Origin of the sequence: Cobetia sp. MB87, from assembly GCF_011319755.1 — a bacterium.
GTDB lineage: Bacteria > Pseudomonadota > Gammaproteobacteria > Pseudomonadales > Halomonadaceae > Cobetia.
On record NZ_VFBC01000010.1, the window covers coordinates 1 to 25,993 of the forward strand.

General features: G+C 62.8%; 18 protein-coding genes and 3 tRNA genes. 6 read left to right on the forward strand and 15 right to left on the reverse strand.

Going from position 1 to position 25,993, the window contains the following annotated elements:
* The 3 genes from CDPAHKCJ_RS11750 to CDPAHKCJ_RS11760 all read right to left on the reverse strand — a co-directional run bounded on the left by CDPAHKCJ_RS11750 (position 1) and on the right by CDPAHKCJ_RS11760 (position 395).
* Positions 1-76 (reverse strand) — tRNA-Glu (locus CDPAHKCJ_RS11750).
* A 142-nt stretch (positions 77-218) separates the two neighbouring features.
* A tRNA-Gly gene (locus CDPAHKCJ_RS11755) sits at positions 219-293 on the reverse strand.
* A gap of 26 nt (positions 294-319) precedes the next feature.
* A tRNA-Glu gene (locus CDPAHKCJ_RS11760) sits at positions 320-395 on the reverse strand.
* Between the two features lie 269 nt (positions 396-664).
* On the opposite strand from CDPAHKCJ_RS11760, the gene msrB reads away from it, so the two are divergent.
* The 4 genes from msrB to htpX all read left to right on the forward strand — a co-directional run bounded on the left by msrB (position 665) and on the right by htpX (position 4,870).
* Positions 665-1,087, forward strand: a complete 423-nt coding sequence (gene msrB / locus CDPAHKCJ_RS11765; protein WP_043334292.1) for a peptide-methionine (R)-S-oxide reductase MsrB — start codon at positions 665-667, stop codon at positions 1,085-1,087.
* A gap of 233 nt (positions 1,088-1,320) precedes the next feature.
* Positions 1,321-2,298, forward strand: a complete 978-nt coding sequence (ylqF, locus tag CDPAHKCJ_RS11770) for a ribosome biogenesis GTPase YlqF (protein ID WP_166019969.1) — start codon at positions 1,321-1,323, stop codon at positions 2,296-2,298.
* Between the two features lie 238 nt (positions 2,299-2,536).
* Complete coding sequence (locus tag CDPAHKCJ_RS11775; RefSeq protein ID WP_166019970.1) at positions 2,537-3,775, forward strand: pyridoxal phosphate-dependent aminotransferase; 1,239 nt, start codon at positions 2,537-2,539, stop codon at positions 3,773-3,775.
* A gap of 195 nt (positions 3,776-3,970) precedes the next feature.
* Positions 3,971-4,870: a protease HtpX gene (htpX, locus tag CDPAHKCJ_RS11780; protein ID WP_166019971.1), complete on the forward strand. Its 900-nt coding sequence runs from the start codon at positions 3,971-3,973 to the stop codon at positions 4,868-4,870.
* A gap of 102 nt (positions 4,871-4,972) precedes the next feature.
* Here the strand turns inward: htpX and nhaC are convergent, their stop codons facing one another.
* Both nhaC and pdxB read right to left on the reverse strand, forming a co-directional pair.
* Entirely contained in the window at positions 4,973-6,529 is a 1,557-nt protein-coding gene (nhaC, locus tag CDPAHKCJ_RS11785) for a Na+/H+ antiporter NhaC (protein WP_166019972.1), read from the reverse strand.
* 302 nt (positions 6,530-6,831) lie between these two features.
* Entirely contained in the window at positions 6,832-8,010 is a 1,179-nt protein-coding gene (pdxB, locus tag CDPAHKCJ_RS11790; protein WP_166019973.1) for a 4-phosphoerythronate dehydrogenase PdxB, read from the reverse strand.
* Between the two features lie 211 nt (positions 8,011-8,221).
* Here pdxB and CDPAHKCJ_RS11795 point away from each other — a divergent pair, with 211 nt between their 5' ends.
* A complete protein-coding gene (locus CDPAHKCJ_RS11795) occupies positions 8,222-8,500 on the forward strand; it encodes a WGR domain-containing protein (RefSeq protein ID WP_043334304.1) in 279 nt (92 codons plus the stop codon).
* Between the two features lie 93 nt (positions 8,501-8,593).
* On the opposite strand, the gene CDPAHKCJ_RS11800 is transcribed toward CDPAHKCJ_RS11795, so the two are convergent.
* Together CDPAHKCJ_RS11800 and rlmKL are read right to left on the reverse strand one after the other, a co-directional pair.
* Positions 8,594-8,920 (reverse strand): glutaredoxin family protein, encoded by a 327-nt coding sequence (locus tag CDPAHKCJ_RS11800; RefSeq protein WP_166019974.1) that lies wholly within the window; start codon positions 8,918-8,920, stop codon positions 8,594-8,596.
* 3 nt (positions 8,921-8,923) lie between these two features.
* The gene (gene rlmKL / locus CDPAHKCJ_RS11805; RefSeq protein WP_166019975.1) at positions 8,924-11,140 is read right to left on the reverse strand and encodes a bifunctional 23S rRNA (guanine(2069)-N(7))-methyltransferase RlmK/23S rRNA (guanine(2445)-N(2))-methyltransferase RlmL; all 2,217 of its coding nucleotides are present in this window, start codon (positions 11,138-11,140) and stop codon (positions 8,924-8,926) included.
* 487 nt (positions 11,141-11,627) lie between these two features.
* Between rlmKL and rmf the strand changes: the two genes are divergently transcribed.
* Positions 11,628-11,837: a ribosome modulation factor gene (rmf, locus tag CDPAHKCJ_RS11810; protein WP_043334308.1), complete on the forward strand. Its 210-nt coding sequence runs from the start codon at positions 11,628-11,630 to the stop codon at positions 11,835-11,837.
* An 834-nt stretch (positions 11,838-12,671) separates the two neighbouring features.
* Here the strand turns inward: rmf and CDPAHKCJ_RS11815 are convergent.
* From CDPAHKCJ_RS11815 to doeA, 8 genes are all read right to left on the reverse strand, one after another.
* Complete coding sequence (locus tag CDPAHKCJ_RS11815; RefSeq protein ID WP_166019976.1) at positions 12,672-13,715, reverse strand: quinone-dependent dihydroorotate dehydrogenase; 1,044 nt, start codon at positions 13,713-13,715, stop codon at positions 12,672-12,674.
* Between the two features lie 256 nt (positions 13,716-13,971).
* On the reverse strand, positions 13,972-15,108 hold the full coding sequence (locus CDPAHKCJ_RS11820) for a hypothetical protein (RefSeq protein WP_166019977.1): 1,137 nt from the start codon (positions 15,106-15,108) through the stop codon (positions 13,972-13,974).
* Between the two features lie 338 nt (positions 15,109-15,446).
* A complete protein-coding gene (locus CDPAHKCJ_RS11825; protein ID WP_166019978.1) occupies positions 15,447-20,285 on the reverse strand; it encodes an NAD-glutamate dehydrogenase in 4,839 nt (1,612 codons plus the stop codon).
* A 358-nt stretch (positions 20,286-20,643) separates the two neighbouring features.
* Positions 20,644-21,774 (reverse strand): tRNA (uridine(54)-C5)-methyltransferase TrmA, encoded by a 1,131-nt coding sequence (trmA, locus tag CDPAHKCJ_RS11830; protein WP_166019979.1) that lies wholly within the window; start codon positions 21,772-21,774, stop codon positions 20,644-20,646.
* A 207-nt stretch (positions 21,775-21,981) separates the two neighbouring features.
* Positions 21,982-22,908, reverse strand: a complete 927-nt coding sequence (murI, locus tag CDPAHKCJ_RS11835; protein WP_166019980.1) for a glutamate racemase — start codon at positions 22,906-22,908, stop codon at positions 21,982-21,984.
* Positions 22,909-22,960: 52 nt separating this feature from the next.
* Complete coding sequence (locus tag CDPAHKCJ_RS11840) at positions 22,961-23,464, reverse strand: Lrp/AsnC family transcriptional regulator (RefSeq protein ID WP_166019981.1); 504 nt, start codon at positions 23,462-23,464, stop codon at positions 22,961-22,963.
* Positions 23,461-24,546: a N(2)-acetyl-L-2,4-diaminobutanoate deacetylase DoeB gene (doeB, locus tag CDPAHKCJ_RS11845; RefSeq protein WP_166019982.1), complete on the reverse strand. Its 1,086-nt coding sequence runs from the start codon at positions 24,544-24,546 to the stop codon at positions 23,461-23,463. Before doeB ends, CDPAHKCJ_RS11840 begins: the two co-directional genes overlap by 4 nt.
* A 45-nt stretch (positions 24,547-24,591) precedes the next feature.
* A complete protein-coding gene (doeA, locus tag CDPAHKCJ_RS11850; protein ID WP_166019983.1) occupies positions 24,592-25,902 on the reverse strand; it encodes an ectoine hydrolase DoeA in 1,311 nt (436 codons plus the stop codon).
* Positions 25,903-25,993: the final 91 nt, after the last annotated feature.

Here is a 25,993-nt window from a genome sequence, read left to right on the forward strand (position 1 = left end):
TGGCGTCCCATAGGGGGTTCGAACCCCTGTTACCGCCGTGAAAGGGCGGTGTCCTGGACCACTAGACGAATGGGACACACTGGAGCGGGAAACGAGATTCGATCGGACTGGCGAACCAGCTCGCGACCTTGTCGCATTGCCTTTTCCTTTGGAGCGAGAGATGAGATTCGACCGGGCTGACGTTCAGCTCGCGACCTTGTCACACCACTTGTTCCGAATGGAGCGGGAAACGAGATTCGAACTCGCGACCCCAACCTTGGCAAGGTTGTGCTCTACCACTGAGCTATTCCCGCACTCCGGTCTCTACGCTGCAAGAAAGTGGCGTCCCATAGGGGGTTCGAACCCCTGTTACCGCCGTGAAAGGGCGGTGTCCTGGACCACTAGACGAATGGGACGTAACGTTCTTGCCTCGTCGAGGTGGCGCGTATATTACAAAGCCCCTCCCCCTTCGTCAACCCCCTGCTTCAACAGGATTTTTCCGGCGTTGGCCAAGTTCACCCACCACATGCTTGTGGTCACGCCCTGACGCCCGCATTCTGGGGGTATGTACCGGGTTTCGCGTGAAGACCGGCAGCCACTCTTTTCGAATTGCCGCGCAGGAGAACTTGCTTGCAGGTTCGCACGAGCACGCATTCGAGAAACGCATAGATAGAGAGAAAAGACCATGAGCGAACAAGACCCGCAGACTCAGGACAAGTTGATTCGCAGTGAAGAGGAGTGGCGCAAGCGACTGACGCCGGAACAATACCGGGTGACGCGCGAGGCAGGGACCGAGCGCCCCTTCACCGGCGATCACGAAGTCAGCCCGACGCCGGGCACCTATCATTGCATCGCCTGTGACGCCAAGCTGTTCGACAACGACACCAAGTTCGATTCCGGCTGTGGCTGGCCAAGCTTCGACCGCCCTTATGCCGATGCCGCTGTCGAGGAGCACTTCGATACCAGTCATGGCATGCGTCGCGTGGAAGTGCGCTGTCGCCGCTGCGAATCCCATCTGGGGCACGTCTTTCCGGATGGCCCGACTGACACCGGTCAGCGCTACTGCATCAACTCCGTCGCGTTGCGCTTCAAGCCGATACGCGCCTGACGCCCGGGACATCGATAGTCGATAGAGGCGCTGGGCAGTGATGACCGGATAGCGCGCCTCCATGGCCAGGCCGCCTCTGATAGAATGCGTCGCCATACGCGTCCCCTCCTCACCCGCATGCCATGCAGCGCCACCCCTGATGGATGAGCGCCTTTCATGGCATGCGGGAAGAAGGAGGCAGGACAGAGGTGACAGAACAACCGTCATACCCCTGACGGCAGGAGAGAAGCGACATGCTGGGCTGGTATCCGGGACATATGCACAAGGCACGCCGTCAGATAAAGGACGCGCTGCCCGAGATCGACGTGGTCATCGAAGTCCTCGATGCCCGCCTCCCCTACTCCAGCACCAATCCGGTGCTGTCCGAACTGACCCGTCACAAGCCGGTACTCAAGCTGCTGTCTCGCGCCGATCTGGCGGACCCGGCACGCACCCGCGAATGGGTCGAGTATTTCGATGCCCTGCCCAACACCCGCGCACTGGCGATCACCACGCTCGAGGCCCGTGACCTCAAGCAGATTCCGCGACTGTGCCGCGAGATGGCCGGTCATATTCGCGTCGATCGCGATGCGCGCGTCATGGTGATGGGCATCCCCAATGTCGGCAAGTCGACGCTGATCAATGGCCTGGCGGGTCGCAAGATCGCCAAGACCGGCAACGAGCCCGCCGTCACCAAGCGCCAGCAGAAGATTCGCATCGACGGTGGCATCGCCCTGATCGATACCCCCGGAGTGATGTGGCCGAAGATCGAGGACCAGGCCAGCGCCTATCGTCTGGCTGGCAGTGGCGCGATCCGTGACACCGCCATCGATTACACCGATGTGGCGGTGATCGTCGCGGCGGAGCTGGCCAAGCGCTATCCCACGGAGCTGACCGCACGCTACAAGCTGAAGTCACTGCCGGCCTACAGCGCCAACCCTGACGCCGAGCGAGTCGAGAGTGATGGCCCACGCAAGGTCGATCTGATGGCGCTGTCCGGCTTCAATGGGGTCGCGATTCTGGAAGAGATCGCCAGCAAGCGCGGTGGCCTGCGTGCCGGTGGCATCATCGATCTGCACCGCGGTGCCGAGGTGCTGCTGCACGAACTGCGCGATGGCAAGCTCGGACGTCTGACGCTGGAAACGCCGGCGGACATTCCTGCCGAGCCGGTGCCGGAAGCCAGTGGCGAGACGGAAGATGGGACCGAAGCGCGTGAGCAAGAGAGCGAATAACGCTACCAGAACAAGGCGCTAACGCGACCCTCGTCCGGCTCCCGCCCGCGGGAGACGCTTGAATACCAGTTGAAAATCCCGCCAGAAAACCTCTGACGGGATTTTTTTCTGCCTGAACATCTCAAACCACAAATTTAACCACGCTATTGGCCCTTGGCCGTGGCGCGGCAGGCCAGCGGCGCGATATGCTGGACGCTCGCCCCTACACCTTACGTGACGGAGATCTACGGAAAGCATCATGGATACCGAGCAAAGAAAGCCCCGCGAAATTCGCAAGTCACACAAGCTGGACAACGTCTGCTATGACATTCGCGGGCCGGTTCTCGAACACGCCAAGCGTCTCGAGGACGAGGGCCATCGCATTCTCAAGCTCAATATCGGCAACCCGGCGCCCTTCGGCTTCGAGGCACCGGAAGAGATTCTGCAGGACGTGATGCGCAACCTGCCGACCGCGCAGGGCTATTGTGATTCCAAGGGGCTTTACTCTGCGCGCAAGGCGATCATGCAGGAGTGCCAGCGCAAGGATATCCAGGGTGTCGGGATCGAGGACATCTACGTCGGCAACGGCGTCTCGGAGCTGATCGTGCTGGCCATGCAGGCATTGCTGGATGATGGCGACGAGCTGCTGGTACCAGCACCGGATTACCCGCTATGGACTGCTGCCGCCAACCTGGCCGGTGGTCGCGCCGTGCACTATCTGTGTGACGAGGCGCAGGACTGGGCGCCCTCCATCGAGGATATCCGCGCCAAGGTGACCAGCCACACCAAGGGCATCGTGCTGATCAATCCGAACAACCCGACCGGCGCGGTCTATCCGCCCGCGGTGGTGAAGGACATCCTCCAGGTCGCGCGCGAATTCGGTCTGGTGGTGTTCTCTGACGAGATCTACGACAAGATCCTCTATGACGGTACCGAGCACGTCTCCACCGGCGCGCTGGCCGATGATCTGCTGATCGTGACCATGAACGGTCTGTCAAAGAGCTATCGCTGCGCCGGCTTCCGCTCCGGCTGGATGATTCTCTCCGGCGACAAGCGCCCGGCGGCCGACTTCATCTCCGGCCTCGACATGCTGGCCAGCATGCGCCTGTGTGCCAACGTCCCGGCGCAGCACGCCATCCAGACGGCGCTCGGCGGCTATCAGTCGATCAATGACCTGGTCCTGCCGGGCGGACGCCTGCTGGCCCAGCGTGACGCGGCCTGGAAGAAACTCAACGAGATTCCCGGCGTCAGCTGCGTGAAACCCAAGGGCGCGCTCTACATGTTCCCGCGGCTCGACCCAGAGATGTATCCCTTCGAGGACGACCAGCAGATGGTGCTGGAGCTGTTGCTGGAAGAGAAGATGCTGCTGGTGCAAGGCACCGCCTTCAACTGGCCGAATCCGGATCACCTGCGCATCGTCACCCTGCCCTACGCCGACCAGCTGGAAGAAGCCATCGAACGCCTCGGCCGCTTCCTGGCGCGACGTCGCAAGGCCTGACGTCGGCCCAGCCCCCGCGATCAAGGGGCTACGCAGGTCGCCTCCAGTGGTGATACCTTGCTGTCCTTGCAGAGCGTCCTTGCAGACTGTCGACGCAAATTCTGCCCGCGCCACTACCAGTGATTCATCTCACTGTCAGTATCGCGGGCAGATAATTGCGCCCTACCGATTTATTGGCATTGGAGACCTGACCCCATGATGCGGATAGCCCTTTTCCTGATCACCAACCTGGCGGTGGTGCTGCTGGCCAGTGTCACGCTGCGCCTGCTGGGCTTCGATGGCTACATGGAAGCCAACGGCATCAACTACACGGCGCTGCTGATCTTCTGCTTCATCATCGGCATGGCCGGTTCCGTGATCTCGCTGTTCCTGTCCAAGATGATGGCCAAGTCCTCGACCGGCACCGTGATCATCGAACAGCCGCAGAACGATACCGAGCGCTGGCTGCTGGATACCGTCGGTGAACTGGCGCGCGACGCAGGCATCAAGATGCCAGAAGTCGGTATCTTCCCGGCGCAGCAATCCAATGCCTTCGCCACCGGCTGGAACCGCAATGATGCGCTGGTCGCCGTCTCGGCCGGCCTGCTCAATCGCATGCGTCCCGAGGAAGTGCGCGCCGTGCTGGCGCACGAGATCGGGCACGTGGCCAACGGCGACATGGTGACGCTGACGCTGATCCAGGGCGTGGTGAACACCTTCGTGATGTTCTTCGCGCGCATTGCCGCGCATGCCATCGATGCCTTCTTGAAGCGAGATGACAACAGCGGCGGCCTGGGCTTCTTCGGCTACATGGCCGTGGTCTTCGTCCTTGAACTGGTGCTGGGCCTGGTGGCCTCGATGATCGTCGCCTGGTTCTCGCGCTGGCGCGAATACCGTGCCGATGCCGCAGGCGCGAGTCTCGCGGGCAGCGGTTCGATGATCAACGCCCTGGCACGCCTCAAGCAGGAACATGAGCTGCCGGACCAGATGCCCGACACCATGACCGCCTTCGCCATCACCACCGGCAAGAGCCGCAAGCTGATGGAGCAACTGTTCGCCAGCCACCCGCCGCTGGATGACCGTATCGCCGCGCTCAAGGCCGCTGCCTACAAGTAAGCTCCGCCAATCCTGCACGGCCTGAATGGCCCCTGCAGACAGCAAAAAGCCCGCCACGTGATCCACGTGGCGGGCTTTTTCTCTTAATGTCCCAGGTCTGAGTCAGCGTGACTCCGAGGTCTCGTGGGGCGTATCCAGCACCAGCGACTCGGCCAGCGGCGTCGGTTCCACGCCTTCAGCTCCCTCACCCTCTTCAAGGCGCTCCAGCTTGAAGCCGACCATGGCATAGGCCACCGCCAGCGCCAGATTGATCAGGTTGAACAGCGCAAAGGGCAGGTAGCTCAAGGTCGCGACGCCCAGGGTGGCCGCCATGTAGGCGCCACAGCTGTTCCAGGGAATCAGCGGCGAGGTGATGGTGCCGGAGTCTTCCAGCGCGCGTGACAGGTTGACCGGCGCCAGGCGGCGGCGACGGAACTCGGCGCGATACATGCGCCCCGGCAGGATGACCGAGATGTACTGATCGCCGGTCACCACATTGGAGGCCAGGCAGGTACCCAGCGTGGTGATGACCAGCGAACCGGCATTGCGTGTCGCGCCCAGAAGGCTCTGCACCAGACGCTCCAGCAGACCGAGGCGTTCGATCACGCCACCGAAGGTCATCGCCGACAGAATCAGCCATACGGTGTTGAGCATGCTGCTCATGCCACCCTTGGAGAGCAGCGAGTCGATCACCTCATCACCGCTGTGAGACACATAGCCGTCGAACATCGACATCCACACGCCCTTGAGCAGCGCCATGGCGGTGGACATGTCCGTGACGCTTGCCAGCCCCATCACCGCCTGCGGCTGGAAGATGACCGCGAAGACGGCGCCCAGCGCCGCGCCGATGAAGATGGCCGGGAAGGCGGGCATCTGACGCACGGCCATCACCAGCAGCACCAGCAGGGGAATCAGCAGATGCAGGCCGATGTTGAACTGCTCGCCCAGCTGGGCACGCAGGTTGGCGACCTGTTCCGGCGTCTGCAGGCTGGAGACGGAGTCGTGACCGAGCCACAGAAAGCCTGCCAACGCGAGCAGGATGCTGGGCACGGTGGTCCACAGCATATGGCGAATGTGCGCGAACAGCGTGGTACCGGCGGCTGCCGGCGCCAGATTGGTGGTATCGGACAGCGGCGAGAGCTTGTCACCGAAGTAGGCCCCGGAAATCACCGCGCCGGCGGTGATCGCCTCGGACAGCCCCAGGCCATCGGCGATACCGATCAGACCGATGCCGATGGTACCGGCGACCGTCCACGAGCTGCCCACCGACAGCGCCACCAGCGCGCACAGCAGACAGGCGGAGGCATAGAAGTACTGCGGGGCGATCACGTCCAGTCCGTAGTAGATCATCGCCGGCACGGTGCCGCCGAGAATCCAGGTGCCGATCATCGCGCCGACCGCCAGCAGGATCAGGATCGCGCCCAGCGAGATCTGGATGCCCTTGTTGATCCCCTCTTCGATATCGCTCCAGCGATAGCCGTTCTTGAGACCGATCAGGCCCGCGATCATCGCACCGGACAGCAGCGCGACCTGATTGGGCCCCCAGGAGGCATCGGCACCGAACAGCACCACCGCCAGCACCAGCATGGCGATGACCAGCACGATGGGAATCAGGGCATCCAGCAGAGAAGGCGGACGATAGCCGCTGTCCTCAGCAGAGTTATCAGGGTGTTGTTGCATTCAAGACACCATCTTCAAGAAATGAGGACGCCGACACGCCGCGTGGTGACGGGCATGGCAGAAGACACGGAGAATGGGGAGCAACGCCGCAGCGTCAGGCGGGGCATGCCGTCAAGACCAGCCCCGGCGCGTGTCGCCAGGCGATCTGGGGCGCATTATATCGACCAAGGTCGAAGACCGAAACGGTCAAGGATTCAGGCATGCGGCAAGGTCCTCGTCCATCAGGCGACCTCCACAACGCGAACGCCCCCGCCAGCAGGGCTGACAGGGGCGTTCCAGGCGTCTTGCGAGTCACGCCATGATCATTTGCTGACCAGCTTGACGCGGGAGAAACCGAAGCCCTCGAGTACCTCACGCAGTTCGCGGGCATTCTTCTTGAGTTCGACGCGCAGCGTGGAGAACTCGCGGCGCAGCGGATATTCCCGTCGATAACGCACGAACCCTTCGGCATTGCCGAAACGGCGCTGATAGCGACGCAGACCCAGCGCATCGCGGCGCACGTCATAGCAGGCGCGCACGCAGAGCCCGAGCGCCTCTTCCGGCGGCGCCCAGCCCGTCAGCACCAGCTTGCGCAGCCACGGATCCGGCTTGAGCTGACCTAGCTTGCGGCGCGCCGGCAGCCCGAAGTGACGACAGGCCTGTTGATAGATGATCTCGGTACCCTGCATCTTGCCATCCAGGCTATGCCCGGCGATGTGAGGCGTGGCGATGTCCACCAACGCGGCCAGCTCGGCATCGATATCCGGCTCGTTTTCCCACACATCCAGCACGGTCAGCAGATCAGCCTGCTCCTTGAGGCGCTGCTTGAGCGCTGCGGTATCGACACAGCCACCGCGGCCGGCACTCAGCAGCACGCTGCCGGGCTTCATGGCGCGGATGCGCTCGGCATTGATCAGATGGTGGGTCGGGTGCTCGCCGCTGGTGACCATCGGGGTGTGCACGCAGATGACATCACACTCGGCGACCAGCTCATCGAGGTCCACGAAGCGGGACTTCTCGGGGCGCTCATCGCTCTGACCCTCAAGCGCGGCACGCGGCGGATCGCAGACCAGCACCTCGGCGCCCAGCGACTCGAGACGCTTGACCAGTCGTGACCCGACCTGCCCGGCCCCGACCACGCCGAAGCGTCGGTCCAGCTGCAGATCCAGCCCTTCCTGCTCGGCCAGATGCCACAGCGACGACAGCACATAATCCACTACCGAGTCGGCATTGCAGCCCGGCGCGTTGGTGAAGTGGATATCATTGGCCGCGAGCCATTCGAGATCGGCATGGTCGGTGCCGATGATCGGCGAGCCGACGAAGCGCACCCGCGTTCCTTCCAACAGCGCCTGATCCACGCGCAAGGTAGAGCGACAGATCAGCATGTCGACGTCCTTGAGGACGGCATTGGTGATCTCGCGAGTCGGCATGCAGGTCACCTCTCCCAGTTCGGAGAAGAATTCCTCTGCCAGAGGGACGTTATCGTCCACGATGATATGCATCTGTTGCCTTTCCTTGCTGTGGCAATGAGTGTCGCTGCGGGTTCACGGGCCAACATGAGCGCCTGAGTGACTTCACACCTTGCCGCAAGGCACGTGAAGATTACAATGGTATGCTTGCTTGCCCGCCGCCGTGCCATCTTAGGCGCACGCAACGGGCGTCACAAGCTCATGATTGAGTCCAGCCACCATCGTTTCGCCTCGGGAGTCACGCGTGATCATCCGCTGGGAAAGCCACCACGATTACGTTCTGGTCCATGTGCATCAGGACATGTTCGGCGACTGGATCGTCAGCCGCTCATGGGGCCAGATCGGCACCCAGTTCGGCGGATTGAAGCACGATCTCGCCGAAAGCCACGAACAGGCCATGACCTGGGTCAGCGACCTCGCCCACATCCAGGCCTCACGCGGCTACACCAAGGTGCTGGAGGCCACGGCCGACAGTCCGGAAGCCGAAGACGCCATGCGCCAGATGTCGCTGCTGGAGAGTTAGCGCGCAGCACGGTGCCGGACACGAAAAGACCGCCGCTACCCTGAGGTAGCGGCGGTCTTTTTGCATCAACGTCAAGCGACACGCCTACGCCGCTCAGCGCAGAAAACGACGCCCGTTGCGCAGGCTGGGGCCCTGTGGCTCAGTGGCTGAGTCGCGCTCGGCTTGAGGCGTCATTTCGACGCCCTGCGCGCGCAACCACTCCGGCAACACCTCTTCGCCATCGGCCAGCGAATATTCCGCACCCGTTGCGCTTGCCAGTACAGGAATGCGCGTCGCGTAACGCTCGCTCAGCTGCGCGTCGAAGGCGATCTCGACCCGCGTGAGCGTGACATCCGCCCCCAGCGCCTGCAGCGTGGCTTCCAGCCGGGCACACAGATGACAGCCCGCCGTGGTGTAAAGCCACAGCGGGACGCCGGCCATCGCTCAGCCCTTCACATCGCTGGCGCGACGGATGCGGAAGACGTGGTGGATATCCGGACGACGCTTGAAGTCCGGGTCCAACAGCTTGCGCGACAGGTCTTCCACCACATGGTGCTGGCTGACGCTGTCATCCATCACGAAGCGACGATGGTTGTTGGAGAAGATCAGCGTGCCGCCCGGCGCCAGACTGGCCATCGCCAGGTCGATCAGGCGCGCGTGATCACGCTGGATATCCAGGGTGCCTTCCATCTTCTTGGAGTTGGAGAAGGTCGGCGGATCGAGGAAGATCAGGTCGAACTCCTCGCGGGAGCGCTCCAGCCACTTCAGGCAGTCGGCACGCACCAGCTGATGGCGTTTCTCGCTGATGCCATTGAGCTTGAAGTTCTCGCGCCCCCAATCCAGATAGGTATTGGACATGTCGACGCTGACGCTTTCACTCGCGCCACCCAGCACCGCATGCACGGTGGCCGTCGCGGTATAGCAGAACAGGTTGAGCACCCGCTTGCCGTCCGCTTCCTTGCCCAGCAGCTTGCGCACCGGACGGTGATCCAGGAACAGGCCGGTATCCAGGTAGTCCTTGAGATTCACCCACAGCCTGGCATCGCCTTCCTTCACCTCGATACGCTGACCGGAGCTGTCCTGGCGCGTGTACTGCGCCTTGCCCGCCTGACGGGTGCGTTGCTTGATATGGATATCGTTGGGCGAGCAGCCCAGCACCTGGGGAATCGCCGCCAGTGCATCCATCAGGCGGCGCTGCGCCTGACTGGCATCCACGGACTTGGGCGGCGTGTATTCCTGCACGTGCACGTGACGGCCATAGATATCGATGGCCAGCGCGTACTCCGGCATGTCGGCATCGTAGAGGCGATAACAGGTGGTTCCGCTCTGCTTGAGCCAACGCGCCAGTGACTTCTGGTTCTTCTTGAGGCGATTGGCGAACATCTGGCCGCCCTCGCTCAGCGCGGGCTGACTGCGGGAATCTTCCGCCACGCTGTCTTCGTCGACCGCACGCTCACGCGCCGCCACATCGATCATCAACAGCTTGCAGTCGAGCTGGCCGTTGCGGAAGGCGTACTGACGATGCGCACGCAGGCCGAGACGGTGGCCGAGATCCGGATTGCCGGTGAACATGCCAAGCGTCCAGCCGCCGAAGTGACGCTTCATGCGCTCACCGAGGCTTGCGTAGAGCGGCACCAGTGCCGGCAGCTCGCCTAGACGCTCACCGTAGGGCGGGTTGGTCATCACCAGGCCCGTGGTGGCGCCTTCGGGACAGGTCAGCTCGGCGACGGAGGCGCCTTCCAGCTCGATCAGCGCCGGAATGCCGGCACGCATGGCGTTGGAGCGCGCAGCAGAAATCGCCTGCGGGCTGTGATCACGACCGAACAGGCGCGCGGTGACCTTGCGGCGTCCGGCAATGGCACGCTGCTCCATCTCCTCCCAGAGGCCTTTCCAGATGCGCTCGTCATGGCGCCCCCAGTGGCGGCAGGCGAAATCCTGATTCAGCGACTGCGGCGCGATATCCGCGGCCATCAAGGCTGCCTCGATCAGCAGCGTGCCGGAACCGCACATCGGATCGACCAGGCTCTCGCCACGCGCCGCACGCGCCGGCCAGTCGGCACGCATCAGCAGGGCAGCCGCCAGGTTCTCCTTCAGCGGCGCATGGGCGAGATCAGGACGGTAGCCACGCTGGTGCAGACTGCGCCCCACGAGGTCGATGCCCAGGGTGATGTAGCCATTGTGCAGGTGCGCGTAGATACGCAGATCGGCATTCTTGCCATCGACGGTCGGCTTGTTGCGGCCTTCCTCGAACATCGCCTCGACGATGCCGTCCTTGACGGTCTGGGCACCGAAGAAGGTGTGCCGAATGTCTTTCCATGTTCCATGGAAATCGACGGCGATAGAGGCTCGATCCGGTAATTCCATCGCCCAATCGACACCCGCACTCGCCTTGCGCAGCTGCTCGCCGGTGTCGACGCCACCCACGCGAGTGAGCAGACGAATGATGCGGTTGGCCAGTCGCGACCACAGGATGGTGCGGTAGGCGGTTTCCTGGCTACCGTTGAAGTGTACGCCAGCGACGGTCGTGCCAGTCACCTCGGCACCCAGAGCCGTCAGCTCATCGGCCAGCAGCGTTTCGATGCCACGCGGGCAGGTCGCAAACCAGGTAGAGAGCGAGTTGCTGGGCGCGCGGGGTGTAGTCGCAGAGGTCGTATCAGTCATGAATCTCTCACCGGCAGGTGCCGGACTTATTCCTGTGAGTTGGCTTCTGGCACTAGCGATATTCCTATACGGCTGTCGACAAGCCAGAGGCAGTGTTCTAAAAACTATAGGTGTAGCTGCAATTCGGAAAGGTGGCACGCCATGCGAAATCGAGGATCAAGGAACACGAGCCTCATTCGGGCAGCCTACCTGTGCCGCTCAGGAGATCGGACTTCCGGCACGGCAAGGCAGTCGCCTTTTCACCATCACGCTCGAGCATATACAGGCAAGACCTTCCATCATCTCACACTCGTGACCTTTTCCGACAAGAATGGCCAACGACGCGAGGTGATGATGCACGAGGCCGGCAGTGCCCGACAGGGCATCGGCCAACTCTCTCACTCGGCATGTCCAATGGCAGGACAACCGCGGCCAGACAAGGTCTCGCCGGGTACGTTTCGCCATCACTGACACACAGTGCCGATGGGTTCTCACTTAGAGGTCATCCATGAAGAGACAGAAACGTGATCGCTTTCAGCGTGCCTATGTTCACGGCTACAAGGCTGGTGTCACCGGCCGTTCCCGTGATGATTGTCCCAGTATCGATGTCAATCTACGTGAATTCTGGATGAGCGGCTGGCGTGAAGGCCGCGGGGACCAATGGTCGGGAATGACCGGCGTCTCCGGCATCCACAAGAACCCCATGGTGCTCAGCTGAGCACCGCATGACGTCAAGGTTCATCATCCGCGACCAGGAGGTCATCCCATTTCAGGAAAGCGGCACGTCACGGAATGACACTGGCAATACGGCGCCTGGCGCCTTTCACCCCGCCGACGCAGCCCGATGCGCTGCCCAAGCGGATTCTCCAGCATCACGCCACCGGCGCCTGACAAGTTACAGGGTTGGCTGGCACGTACAGAGAGGACTCGAGGTGTTCACGGTGAGTCGGTTTGACGACATCACCCGGAAAATCCCACGGAAGTCGCCCAGCGACACGTCAAATCACCAGGGAGGTAACGCCTTATTTCTATCTTGATGACGCGCGGCACTGACAGGCAAGAGATGCAGTAGGCAATGGGGCCGACTCGCTTCACTTCCTGAAAGGCCGAGATGTTGGCGCTCGTGTCGTTTTAATCGTGGTATGGCTCCAGAAGAGGAGGCGCAGCAGGCGACGGCCTGCGAGGACGACGGTCCAGCGCGGAGCACGACTCGGGCAAACGTTCACCTTGACTGCATCAGCAGGTTCTTTCCAGGCCTGCTTCAACCATCCACGCACCCGATGAGCTCAAGGGGCCAACCCCCAACCGCCGTTTCTGACGGCAAAAGCGCTTCGCATCGTGCACGCTGGCTGGACATGGCAGCCAACACGACAACGGCAGATCACGCATCACTTCCCTGCCGCTGTCATATCATCATTCACGCCGGTACCGAGGCCGCCTTCTGATGTCAGAAGGCGGCTTTTCTATGTCTGCCCTTCCCCACTCGGCCCTCTATTGAAGCGCCGTAAGCGAAGGATGCCAGCATCACGCTGCGACGAAGCCCAGGCCCGGATCACACCTTGATCAGGGTATCGGCCTTTTCCAGTGCACGCGCGCACTCGCCGACCAAAGCCGGGCCGCGGTAGATCAGCCCGGAATACAGCTGCACCAGATCCGCCCCCGCGGCAACCTTCTCACGTGCACTCTCGCCATCGGTGATACCGCCCACACCGATGATCGGCATGTTCGGCAGCGCTTCACGCAGGCCACGAATCACACGGGTGGAGGATTCACGCACCGGTGCGCCGGAAAGTCCGCCCGCCTCCTGCGCATGCGGACTACCCGCCACCGCCGTACGCTCGATGGTGGTGTTGGTGGCGATGACGCCATCGATGCCGTTGTCCGCCAACGCCCGCGCCACGAACAGAATCTCTTCACTGTCCATATCAGGCGCGATCTTGATCACCAGCGGCACCTTCCTGCCGCGCTCGGCATCGAGCTGATCGCAACGTTGACGAAGCCCGGCCAGCAGCTGGCTGAGATGGTCGCCGAACTGCAGGTTACGCAGCCCCGGGGTATTGGGCGAGGAGATATTGGCGGTGATGTAGTCGGCATGCGCATGCACGGCATCGAGGCAGACCAGATAGTCGCTCAGTGCATCATCCACCGCCGTGGTCAGGTTCTTGCCGATGTTGATCCCCAACACGACACCGGAGGCACCACGCGCCTGGCTGGCCTTGACCTTCGCGACCAGATGCTCGACTCCGGCATTGTTGAAGCCCATGCGGTTGATGATCGCCTGATGCTCCGGCAGCCGGAACAGACGCGGCTTCGGATTGCCGTCCTGCCCTTTCGGCGTCACCGTGCCGACCTCCACGAAGCCGAAGCCCAGAGCGGCGAGCGCATCGAGGTGATCGGCATTCTTGTCGAGACCTGCCGCCAGACCAACGCGATTGGGGAACTCAAGCCCCATCAGCGAGACCGGATCACGCGGCGCTTCACCGCCCAGACCACGCGCCATGCCGAGGCGGTGCGCCATGTCCAGAGCACTCAGCGTCACACCATGAGCTGTTTCCGGGTCGAGCTTGAAAAGAAGCGAGCGAGCAAACGAGTACATGATGATCTCCAGACAGCGGGCGGCAGGGTCGTGACGACAGCATAGCTGGGCGCGAAGTATACCCGAAGCCCGCGGGGACAGACACTGCGCGCCCGGAACGCTCGCACAGCTGTCGAGACAATTGCTCGCGCTGCCATCGACAGCATCGCTCACGCCAAGGCCGGCACCATTGCTCATGCTCAGGGCAGCAAAAAAGGGCGACCCGATGGGCCGCCCTGGTGACACTCCCGACAGTGTCGGGGTCATCCCTTGCAGATCACTTCACGTCGAGCTGCTGCACCCGCACGGTGTAGTTGTTGACGCCCTGCATGGAGGAGCCGAACTTCTGACCGCTGACCCAGACGGTGTAACGCCCCGGCTCCAGCACGGTCTTGAGGTGGAAGTCGCCCTGGAAGCCTTCGCCCTTGTCGCTGGCGACGGTGTTGCCGTTCTCGTCGAGCAGGCGCATCTGCAGCTTGTAGGTGCCTTCGCTGCCAGGGAAGGTCTCGCTGTCGATGGTCACGGTGCCACGATCCGCGACATCGAAGGTCATGACCTCGCCCTTCTCGAGAATGCGCACATCGGTGACGATCTCATCGAAACGACGATCCGGCTCCGCTTCGGCTTCCGTCACGGCTGCACTACCCGTGGCAGCAGCGGTCGTGGCAGCCGCGGCAGACGTCTCGGCTGCTCCAGACGCGGCTGCCGTAGCAGCAGTGGCGGCGCCTGTGGCAGAAGCCCCTTCAGCCGCCGCATTGCCCGTCTCGGCAGCCTTCTTCTCGCGGGCAGCCTGTTCGGCGGCGGCAACGGTGGCCGGCTTGATGGTCGCGACTTCATCGTTGGCATCGACGAAGGCAGTACGACGGCCATCGCTATCGGTGTCCAGGAAGACCAGGCCGTTGCCGGTCTCGATGCCGCTTTCCTCGGCACTCAACTTCTCGCCACTCTCGCTCAGGCCTGCGACGTTGATTTCATAGGTGTTGCCGCCTGACTTGCCAGCCCCCAACTTGTCGGCGCGCACACGCAGCTTGTAGACGCCCGGCTCAAGCTCGGTATTCAGGGTCAAGCCATTGGAGGCCCTGTCACCTTCTGCGGTGGCCACGACCTCGCCCTGCTCACTCTCGAGCGTGGCTTTCATGGTGTAGGGGTCGGTCACATCGAAACTGGCGACGCCATCGATTTCGTAACGTCCGGCTTCCTTGATGGTGAACTGATGCACGCTGGTGCCGCCGAACAGGAAGTTCTGGCTGTGGGCATCACTGCGCGGCTTGAGGAACTTGGAGATGTCCAGCTTGCCAGCGGCTGCTTCTGCACGCTGCTGAGCGGGGCTGCCATCGGCCAGCACGGCCTGGGATGCCAGAGTGGACAGGCCGAGCGCAAGGGCGCAGGCGAGGGGTAATGCACGATGTGACATGGTGTCTCTGCCTTGTTGTACTGATGCTTTGAAAACAGAAGCCTCCAGCGAGCGCCGCAGCGACTCCGAGACTTGAAATGAGGGTCTGAAGATCAAGGACTGAAAACAGGGTCTACAGAAAAGGGTCCTACCATCAGGGCCTGTATCAGTCTGTGCACTGGTCGCCATTCAGCATACCAGACAGCTGACGACAGTTACCTTACCGCAAGCTCCAGCTATCACTTTTTTATTCATGCCCGACATGAAAAAGCCCTCACCAATGGTGAGGGCTTCTATCAGCGAGTCTTCAGCTACCCGCCGCTTGCGTCAGCCTCATGCTGCATTCGAGGCCGAACACATCAGGCTTCGCGCTTGGACTCGGCCAGATCGACCAGCTCGCGCAGGGCGACCGCGAACAGCGGGAAGCTCAGCTGAGCACCGCCCTTCATCTCGCCGAGCAGTGAGCACCAGCGGCTGACCAGACTTTCGTGGCTGACCATCCAGCTGTCGACACGCTCATCGATCTCGCGCGGGGCATTGTCCTGCTTGAGCACGCTGACGGTCAGGGCCAGCTGCTGACGATCCAGATCATCGCGGAAGCTTTCACGGGCCTGCGCCTGCCAGCTGTCCTGTACCTCAAGACCGTTGATCTTGTCACCGACCCACGGCAGCTCGAGACGATGGCCGATGCCGTAGAAGGCTTCCGCCACGCGATTGATCTTCTCGCCAGTCGCCTTGGCTGCCTCGATGATGCCAAGCCCTGCGTAGAGGCTTGAGGTCGCGGCGATGGTGCTGGCCAGGGCCTCCGGCACGCCTGCCTCGACGTAGCTGTCGCGGCGCGCTTCCCAGTTCTCACGGGCTTCGCCCTTGAGGCGCTCACCGATGCTCTCGGAGAGCTGGGCCAGACGCGGTGCGAAGTGGCCGATGCATTCCTTGACGCTCATGGAGCTGCGCTGACGCAGGAACCAGCGAGTGGCACGGCGCATCAGGCGCATCAGATCGCCCATCATGCGGTACTGCAATTCTGCCGGCACCTGGTGATCGAGGGCCTCGATCTGGGTCCACAGCGCTTCCAGATTGAAGCTGTCACGCGCCACGATGTAGGCACGCGCGATTTCCGCCTTGTCGGCACCGGTGGTGTCTTCCAGGCGACGCACGAAGGCGATGCCCATGTGGTCGACCAGATCATTGGCGATCTGGGTCGCGGCGATTTCACGCTTCAGACGATGCTGGTACATCTCTTCCGGGAAGCGCTCCATCAGCACGCGCGGGAAGGCGCGTTCGAGGTGCTGCTGCACGTAGCTGTCATCCGGCACGTCAGAGGCGATCAAGCTGGTCTTGAGGTCACTCTTGGCGTAGGAGACCAGCACGGACAGTTCCGGCAGGGTCAGGGCTTCACCGGCGTTGGAACGCTCGATCAGCGCTTCATCGGACGGCAGGAACTCGAGTTCACGGTCTAGGGTGCCGGCCGCTTCCAGCTCATTGATGAAGCGACGGAAGACGCCCATGCCTTCCTTGGACTGCTGCTCGGAGAGCGACAGTGCCTGGGTCTGACGATAGTTGTCCTTGATCACCAGCTCGCCGACTTCGTCGGTCATCTCGGCCAGCTGCTGGTTGCGCTGCTTGTCGGTCAGGTCACCGCGGGCGACGATGTCGTCCAGCAGGATCTTGATGTTGACCTCGTGATCCGAGCAGTTCACGCCCCCGGCATTGTCGATGAAGTCGGTGTTGACGCGCACGCCACGCTTGGCCGCGGCTTCCATGCGACCACGCTGGGTCAGACCCAGGTTGCCGCCTTCGCCCACCACCTTGCAGCGCAGCTCACGGCCGTCGATGCGCAGGCCATCGTTGGCCTTGTCGCCGACTTCGGCGTGAGTCTCGCTGGAAGCCTTCACGTAGGTCCCGATACCGCCGTTCCAGATCAGGTCGACCTGCGCCTTGAGCATCGCGTTGATCAGCTCGTTGGGTGCCAGACGGTCTTCGCTGATGTCGAAGACTTCCTTCATCTGCGGGCTGATGGCGATGGTCTTGGCATCACGCGAGAACAGACCGCCACCTTCGCTGATCAGGCTCTTGTCGTAGTCGTCCCAGCTGGAACGCGGCAGACGGAACAGACGCTCGCGCTCGGCGAAGCTCTTCGCGGTGTCCGGGTTCGGATCGACGAAGATGTTGCGGTGGTTGAAGGCACCGACCAGGCGGATCTTCTCGGACAGCAGCATGCCGTTGCCGAAGACGTCACCGGCCATGTCACCGATACCGACCACGCTGAACTCGTCTTCCTGGATGTTGATGCCCATCTCGCGGAAGTGACGCTGCACGCTGACCCAGGCGCCCTTGGCGGTGATGCCCATGCCCTTGTGGTCGTAGCCATTGGCGCCACCGGAGGCGAAGGCATCGCCCAGCCAGAAGCCGTACTCGTTGGAGATGGCGTTGGCGATGTCGGAGAAGGTCGCGGTGCCCTTGTCGGCCGCGACGACCATGTAGGGGTCGTCTTCGTCGTAACGCACGACGGCCGTCGGAGCCACCACGTCACCACCGGACAGGTTGTCGGTGATGTCGAGCAATGCGCGGATGAAGATCTGGTAGCAGGCGATACCTTCCTTCTGGATCACGTCGCGGTCGGTGGTTTCCGGCATGCGCTTGCAGACGAAACCGCCCTTGGCGCCGACCGGCACGATGACCGCGTTCTTGACCTGCTGTGCCTTGACCAGACCCAGCACCTCGGTGCGGAAATCTTCGTGACGGTCAGACCAGCGCAGACCACCACGCGCAACCTTGCCGCCACGCAGGTGTACACCTTCGACGCGCGGCGAGTAGACGAAGATCTCGAACATCGGGCGCGGCTTCGGCACGTCGGGAATGCTGCGCGTGTCGAGCTTGAAGCTGATGTAGTCCTTGGCCTGTCCATCTTCTGCCGGCTGGAAGAAGTTGGTGCGCAGCGTGGCCATCATCAGATCGACGTAGCGACGCAGCAGGCGGTCGTCGTTCAGGCTGGAGACCTGGTCGAGCAGACCATTGATGCGCTCGCGGCAGGCGTTGACGTCATCCTCGCCACCCTGACCCTGCGGGTCGAAGCGCAGGTTGAACAGCTGCACCAGCTCGCGGGTGATGTCCGGGTGGCTGCCCAGGGCATTGGCGATGTAGGCCTGGGAGAGACCGAAGCGGATCTGCTTGAGATAACGCGCGTAGGCACGCAGCATCGCCACTTCACGCCAGTCCAGGCCAGAGCCGATGATCAGGCGATTGAAGGCATCGGATTCGGCTTCGCCGGACCAGATCTTCTTGAAGGCTTCGATGAAGCTCTCGCGCACTTCGGAGAGCTCGACCGCGCCCTTGCCGTGATGCTCGAGGTCGAAATCGTGCACCCAGCAGGAGGAATCGGTGCGGGTGATCTCGTAGGGACGCTCACCGATGACACGTAGACCGAGGTTTTCCAGCACCGGCAGCACGTCGGAAAGCGGAATCGGCTGATGCTTGTGGAACAGCTTCAGGTTGACGCCGGAGTTGTCGTCCTCGACCAGACGATAGGTGCTCAGGCCGACGGCCTGGCCTTCGTCCAGCGCACGCAGGTGGCCCACGTCATAGACGGCGGTGCGCGGCGAGAAGTCGTCACGGTAGCTGCCCGGGAAGGCATCACGATAGCGAGTCATCAGCTCGTTGGCCTGCTCTTCACCGAAGCCTTCGACCATGGCGGCGTGCAGCTCGTCGCGCCAGCTGCGGGCCAGCTGAGCGATCTTGTTCTCCAGCGCGCGCATGTCGTACTGGCCCGGCTCATCGCCCTTGAAGCGCAGGATGAACTGGATACGCGTCAGCACGGACTCGGACAGATACGGCGTGAAGTCACCGAAGGTGGCATTCAGCTCTTCACAGAGCAGATTCTGGATGCGCACACGCAGGTCGGTGGAATAGACGTCGCGCGGCACGAACACCAGCACCGAGAAGAACTTGCCGAAGCGGTCTTCACGCACGATCAGACGCACGCGACGACGCTCACGGATGTTGAGGATACTGGTGGCGGTACGGGTCAGCTCGTCCGTGGAGATCTGGAAGAGGTCATCACGCGGATAGACTTCCAGAATCTGCAGCAGGTGCTTGCCGTTGTGGCCCTTCGGGTTGACGCCGGCGGCTTCCATGACGTCCTGCACCTTGCGACGCAGAATCGGCACGTTGCGCGGGCTCTGGTTGTACACCGTGGAGGTGTAGAGCCCCAGGAAGCGGCGCTCGCCGATCACGCGGCCTTCTTCATCGAAGCGCTCGACGGTGATGTAGTCCGGGTAGGCCGGACGATGCACGCGGGCGTGGAAGGCGCTCTTGGCGAAGGACAGCAGCTCCGGGATCAGCACGTACTGATCGCTGTTGACGCTCTGCTGGTGACGCGACTGCTCGTGATAGCGATCAAGATCCAGCTTGAGCACGCCAAGCTCCGAGCCTTCGACCTTGTTCAGCACGCGCGTGCCGTCTTCCTGCTCGTCGACGGTGTACTCGTCATAGCCCAGGAAGGTGAAGTGGTCATTGCCCATCCACTGCATGAAGTCGCAGGCTTCCTGGTGATCAGCCTCGGAGACGGTCGGCGGACGGTTGTCGCGTAGTTCCTGCAGCGCCTGGGCGCCCTGGCTGCGCATGGCATCGAAGTCAGCGACGGCAACGCGCACTTCGGCCAGCACTTCACGCAGGCTGGTCTCGAGGTCTTCCAGGGTCTCGGCGTCGTTGTGACGATCGACTTCGATGTAGATCAGCGACTCACGGTTCTGCGGGGCGTTCTCGGCACGCGGTGCCGTCACGCGCTCCAGCTGACCGGCGTCATCGCGGGCGACTGCCAGCACGGCGTTGTGGATGGCATGAACGGTGATGCCACGACGGTTGAGCTCGATACGCACGGAATCGACCAGGAACGGCATGTCCGGGTGCAGCACTTCGATGATGGTGTGCGTCGACTGCCAGCCATGCTTCTCGAAGTCCGGGTTGTAGGCACGCACCTTGGGAGCCTCGAGGCTCTGCAGGAAGTGCCATACGGCCAGGGTGGAACCGTAGAGGTCATCCAGCTTGCGCTCGGCCATGTCCTCGAAGGAGGCCGTTGCGTGATAGTCGCGCGCAAACGCCGCGATCACGTCCACCTTGTCCTTGGGAAGTCGCTTGTCCAGCTGCTCTTCGAGCTGCGCAAGAAATTCCTGCTTGCCGTCCGTCGCCACGTGTAGCATCAATCACCTCGACTGACCTGATGGATGTATCAGGGAAAATAGTCATAGAGAGTCTGCGCCGGCCAAGAAAGGCGTTGCAGCACAGACTCATGCAGTGCATCACAGACTAGCGCAGTCTGCGCCTCTGCCCCATGCCTGTTCCATATTGGTCATGCAGCATTACATCTGTGCATCGGGTATTGACTTGGCGGTGCGCGCATGAAACGAAAGTCTAATTCGAGTGACTGTCATGTGCGCAAAAAAGCCCCGTCGTCCCCTACCTGACAGGTAGATGACGACGGGGCGCTGGTTTTTCAAACGATTGCCGCGATGCCTCGCTCATGCGGGCGTGACATCGGCTGTCGGTTTGAAGATGCGCTTATCTGCGAACCAGATAGACACCGCACTCGAGGTGGTCGGTATACGGGAACTGATCGAACAGCGCGAAGCGTTCGATACGGTGCGTGCGACACAGCACCTCAAGGTTGTCGATCAGCGTCTGCGGGTTGCAGGAGATGTAGACGATGCGCTCGTAACGGGCGGTCTGCTCGCAGCTGTCGGCATCGAGGCCAGCACGCGGCGGATCGACCAGCACGGTGCGGAAGTCGTGGTTTGCGAGGTCCATCTCCGCGACGCGGCGACCTTCCTTCTCACCCGCCAGCGCCAGCGAGAAGTCCTCGGCCGACATGCGCGCCACCTGGGCATTGTCGATGGCGTTGGCCGCCAGGTTGACCTGCGCCGAGGCCACGGAAGTGCGCGAGATCTCGGTGGCCAGCACGCGACGGAAGTTCTCGGCCAGCGCGATGGTGAAGTTGCCGTTGCCGCAGTAGAGCTCGACCAGATCGCCCTGCTCACGACCTTCGGCCTTCGCCTTGTCGGGGTGGGTCACGTCACGTGCCCAGCTGAGCATCGAGCGGCAGATCTCGGCATTGGGCTGGGTGAAGCTGTTCTCGACCTGCTGATAGACGTACTCGCGACCATCGACCTCGAGACGCTCGAAGACGTGATCGCGCGTCAGCACGATATGCTGCTTGCGCGAACGCCCGATGATCATGATGCCGAGCTCTTCTTCCAGCGCACGCGCCTCGGCCTCCCAGTCCTCGCCGAGCTTGCGATGGTAGATCAGCGTGACCAGTGCCTCGCCACTCAGGGTGGTGAGGAACTCGCACTGGAACAGACGCTCGCGCAGCACCGGGCTTGCCTTGAGGCGCTCACGCAGCAGCGGCATCAACGCATTGATGCGCTGGCTGGCGACCGGGAAGTCGTCCATGCGTACGACTGTCTTCTTCTTGTTGCCCTCGTCGTCGAACTCGACCTCGAACATCGCGTAATAGAGGTCATCATCCTCGTGCCAGATACGGAACTCGCAACGCATGCGGTAATGGCTGGGCGGCGAGGGAAATACCTCGAGTTCCGGCGCATCGAAGGCAGCGAAACGTGCACGGGTCTGCTCGGCCTTCTCGGCGAGCTGCTGTTCATACTGACTGGGATCGACGACGGCGATGGCCACACTGACTCCTGCCTGCGGGCATACCGCAGCACTGAAACGATGAGCAAAGGGACGCGGGAACGTCATGGTGAACCATGCCGATCACGTCCATTCAAAGGTTGGGCGCGCTAGCCTACCATCGGCAGCGCGAAGCTCAAGCGCCAAATGGCGGGCCAAGATGGGGGCAAGCAGGTGCAAGGGGGCCGCGAGAGTCAACGCCCCTGCGCTTCAGTCGTCGAACGACAGCGCCTGCGGTGCGGCGAAACCCTGACTGGCCAACGCCGTAGCCAGCCCCGGCTGCCGGGCATCCGTCGCCAGCGCCGTGTGCTCACGTGGTGCTGGCTGAACCGCCTGAGCGACTTGCTGCCCAGCCACCTGGGCCGCAGCACCAAGCGCCAGCACCTCCGCCACACGGCGGGCGATTGCCGCGCCGGAATCCACCAGCGCCACCCGAGACTCGCCCAGCACCTGCGAGATGTCAGCGCCGAGCAGCGGGAAATGCGTGCAGCCGAGAATCACCACTTCCAGCGCCTCGACCGCCGCCAGGTCAGCCAGACTGGCCGCCACCACTTCAGGGCGCGCCGGCTCACCACGCAGACGCAGCTCGGCCTCCGCGACCAGCGGATCGGCCGCGACGCGAATCACCCGACAATCCGCCGCGAAATCGTGGATCAACTGCTCCGTATAGGCACGTCTCACCGTGGCGGACGTCGCCAGCAACGCGAAGACCGGCGGCTCGCACTCCTCACGCCGTGCTGCGCTCTGGCGCGCACGTGCCAACGCCGCAGCAGGCTTGATGGCGGGCACGGTGCCGATCACCGGAATCGACAGTGCTTCGCGCAGCGCCGTCAGCGCCAGGGTGCTGGCGGTATTGCAGGCGACCACCAATGCCCGTGCCTCGCTTGCCGCGACGGCCGCCACGCACACCTGAACGATGCGCGGTATCAACCAGTCATCCGGCTTGGTGCCATAGGGCAAGGCGGCGTTGTCACACACATAGGCCAGCGACAACCGTGGCCACTGACGACGAATTTCCGCAGCGACAGACAAGCCGCCGACACCGGAATCGAAGACCAGCACAGGGGCACTTGATGTGTCGCTCGCGACAGTGCAAAGACTGGCATCAGTGGCCAGATGGGCGTTGGTGGGCGCCATGGTGATGAGATCTCGAACGCGGAAAGAAGCACGGAAAGACAGCAGCGGCGCGCTATTTTACCTGCTTGGTGACGATGTAGGTGAAATAGCGATCGATGCCCAACTCTGACACCAGCCATTGATCGACCAGACGCTGATAGGCATCGATGCTGGCGGTCTCCAGACGCAGCAGATAGTCGACTCCCCCGCCGACGGCGACGCACTCGATCACCTCGTCCGCCTCTCGCATGGCCCGCTCGAAACGCTGAAAGCTTGCCGCGTCATGATGCTTGAGGTGGATCTCGACCCAGACTGGCGTGCGCGGGGCAGCCCCCGGAGCAGCGCCACCCTGCTGATCACTCAGGCGCTGCTGATTGATGATGGCGGCATAGCCCTCGATGATGCCCGCTTGCTCGAGACGCTTGACGCGCTCCCAGCACGGGCTGACCGACAGGTTGATCTCCTCGGCCAGCCGCGACTTGGTGATGCGGCCATCGCGCTCGAGTATGGCCAGAATCTTGAGATCGAAGGCATCCAGTTTCGGCGCTGGCAGCGAGCGGGAGGGGCTCGCGCTCATGAGGCCTCTCGCGCCAGGTCGTCCACGACTTCCGCGATCACCGCCAGGGTGTCGCCCAGACTCACCTGGGCCGGGAAGCGCCGCGCCACCAGCACGCCATCACGCTCGGCGCGATATTCCACGGCTGCCTGACCGGCACGCCCCAGCGGATAGACCCGCGCCACGCATTGCCCCGCCGTGACCTGCTCACCGAGTGCCACGCACAGCTCCAGCAGCCCTTCATGCTCACTCTGCACGTAACAGCTGGCATCCGGCATGTCGATCAACAGCGGCGCGCCCGCCTGGCTGGCACGCCGGCGCTCGATGTCCTGATCCAGATCCGCGCGACTGCGCGCGCGCAGCACACCGCTGAAGGCGAGGAAATTGTCGACGCCACGGTCGGCGATCGCCTGGCGCTCCGGCGTGGTCGAACCACCACCGCCCAGCTCCGTGGTGACGAAGACCTTGCCCTGACGCTCCACCGCGGTGTCGTAGAGTGCCTCGGCGTCCAGCTCGAACATCATCATCGCCGAGGGCGCCCCGAAGGCCAGCGCCCCGGCCAGGCTCTCGGCTTCCTGCAGGCGACACTGCTCGACGCCCAGCGACTCCTCGAGATAGTCGAGACGGTGCGCGGCCGCGAACGGCAGGATATCCAGGGTGCGACCGCCGGAATGCAGGTCCAGCGCATAGTCGCACTGCGGCACCAGCACCCGGGTGAAGTAATCGGCGATCTGTTCGGTCGGGCCGCCGGTGGGGCTGCCGGGGAAGCTGCGATTGAGGTTGCCGCCATCGAGAGGCGAGCAACGCCGCCCGGCCTTGGCCGCCAGCGCATTCATGGTCGGCACGATGATGACGCGGCCCTTGACGTCCTCAGGCGTGAGACGCGCCGCCAGCTTGTAGAGCGCGGTGATGCCTTCGTACTCATCGCCATGATTGCCGCCGGTCAGCAATACCGTCGGCCCCTCACCATTGGCGATCACGCTGATCGGGGTCATCACCGCGCCCCACGCCGACTCGTCAGTCGAGATAGGCAGCTTGAAGAAACCGTGCTGAACTCCATCGGCGAACAGATCGATGGTCAGACTGACGGGGGACTCTCGCATGACACCACTCCTTGTTATGGCGGGCTGCTGACACTTGTCGGCAGGCTATTTGACGAACAGCTGGCGCGGCACATCACACAGCGGCTCGGCACCGTTTTCCGTGATCAGAATCGACTCGGTGATCTCGAGCCCCCAGTCATCCATCCACATGCCGGGCATGAAGTGGAAGGTCATGCCCGGTTCCAGCACGGTCTCGTCACTGGGGCGCAGACTCATGGTGCGCTCGCCCCAGTCCGGCGGATAGCTGATGCCGATGGGATAGCCGCAGCGTGCGCCGCCACGGTCGAAGCCGTACTTGTCCATCGCCGCGCCCAGCGCCAGGGCGATGTCACAGCAGCGATTGCCGGGCTTGGCGATGGCCAGGCCACTTTCGATACCTTCCAGCAACGCCGACTCACCACGCACGAAATCGCGTGGCGGACGCCCCAGAAAGACGGTGCGTGAGAGCGGTGCGTGGTAGCGCTTGTAGCAACCGGCAATCTCGAAGAAGGTGCCCTCGCCTTCACGAAATGGCGTGTCATCCCAGGTCAGGTGCGGCGCAGCGGCATCACTGCCGGTCGGCAGCAATGGCACGATGGCCGGATAGTCACCGCCAAGAATCTCGCCATTCGGTCCGACCACACCCTCGACGCCGACCCGGTAGATCTCCGCGACCAGCGCACTCTTGGGCAAGCCCGGTTCGATCATCTCCAGAATGCGCGAATGCATGCGCTCGACGATGCGCCCGGCCACGCGCATGTAGGCAATTTCCTGCTCGGACTTGATTGCCCGACACCAGTTGACCAGCGAGTTGGCATCCACCAGCCGCGCGTGGGGCAGCTCCTTGACCAACGCCAGATGCGCCCGCGCCGAATAGTAATAGTTGTCGAGCTCGACCCCGACGACCCCGTCGTGCCAGCCACGCTGCGGCAGGATCGACTGGGCGAGAAACTCCATCGGGTGCATGTCCGGATTCTGCACGTAGTAATCCGGATACCACAGGATGTTGTCCTCACCCATCCAGCAGGTACGCAGCGCGCCGTTGCCGTCCTGACGACGCCCATACCAGACCGGCTCACCGGAAAGCCCCAGCAGCACGCATTGGTGCACATAGAAGGACCAGCCGTCATAGCCGGTCAACCAGGCCATGTTGGAGGGGTCGGAAATCACCATCACATCGATACCGGCGCGCGCCATGGCTTCACGCACCCGCTGGATGCGCGCGCGATACTCGCCGATGGTGAAGGCCTGGCGGCCAGCGGACAGCGCGCGTGGCGTCCAGTCACTCTCGGTGGCCGGTGCCTCGCTGCTGGGCAAGGTGGCCAGGCCAGCGAAGGCTGGCTGGGGTGCACCAATATGGGGCGGGAATTGACTCATGCAGCGCTCCTTTTCGATCAGGCCTTGAGGCAAGCAGCACGTTGGGGCGGAGCCAGTGGCCATACGCAGGGCCAGGCAGCGGGTGACCGAC

Bases quoted from the DNA above. Each gene is read 5' to 3' on its own strand.
- CDPAHKCJ_RS11775 (WP_166019970.1), top strand. From the start codon at position 2,537: ATGGATACCGAGCAAAGAAAGCCCCGCGAAATTCGCAAGTCACACAAG.
- msrB (WP_043334292.1), top strand. From the start codon at position 665: ATGAGCGAACAAGACCCGCAGACTCAGGACAAGTTGATTCGCAGTGAA.
- CDPAHKCJ_RS11825 (WP_166019978.1), bottom strand. From the start codon at position 20,285: ATGCTACACGTGGCGACGGACGGCAAGCAGGAATTTCTTGCGCAGCTC.
- murI (WP_166019980.1), bottom strand. From the start codon at position 22,908: ATGGCGCCCACCAACGCCCATCTGGCCACTGATGCCAGTCTTTGCACT.
- doeA (WP_166019983.1), bottom strand. From the start codon at position 25,902: ATGAGTCAATTCCCGCCCCATATTGGTGCACCCCAGCCAGCCTTCGCT.
- ylqF (WP_166019969.1), top strand. From the start codon at position 1,321: ATGCTGGGCTGGTATCCGGGACATATGCACAAGGCACGCCGTCAGATA.
- rmf (WP_043334308.1), top strand. From the start codon at position 11,628: ATGAAGAGACAGAAACGTGATCGCTTTCAGCGTGCCTATGTTCACGGC.
- CDPAHKCJ_RS11840 (WP_166019981.1), bottom strand. From the start codon at position 23,464: ATGAGCGCGAGCCCCTCCCGCTCGCTGCCAGCGCCGAAACTGGATGCC.
- CDPAHKCJ_RS11820 (WP_166019977.1), bottom strand. From the start codon at position 15,108: ATGTCACATCGTGCATTACCCCTCGCCTGCGCCCTTGCGCTCGGCCTG.
- nhaC (WP_166019972.1), bottom strand. From the start codon at position 6,529: ATGCAACAACACCCTGATAACTCTGCTGAGGACAGCGGCTATCGTCCG.
- doeB (WP_166019982.1), bottom strand. From the start codon at position 24,546: ATGCGAGAGTCCCCCGTCAGTCTGACCATCGATCTGTTCGCCGATGGA.
- CDPAHKCJ_RS11815 (WP_166019976.1), bottom strand. From the start codon at position 13,715: ATGTACTCGTTTGCTCGCTCGCTTCTTTTCAAGCTCGACCCGGAAACA.
- CDPAHKCJ_RS11800 (WP_166019974.1), bottom strand. From the start codon at position 8,920: ATGGCCGGCGTCCCGCTGTGGCTTTACACCACGGCGGGCTGTCATCTG.
- rlmKL (WP_166019975.1), bottom strand. From the start codon at position 11,140: ATGACTGATACGACCTCTGCGACTACACCCCGCGCGCCCAGCAACTCG.
- htpX (WP_166019971.1), top strand. From the start codon at position 3,971: ATGATGCGGATAGCCCTTTTCCTGATCACCAACCTGGCGGTGGTGCTG.
- pdxB (WP_166019973.1), bottom strand. From the start codon at position 8,010: ATGCATATCATCGTGGACGATAACGTCCCTCTGGCAGAGGAATTCTTC.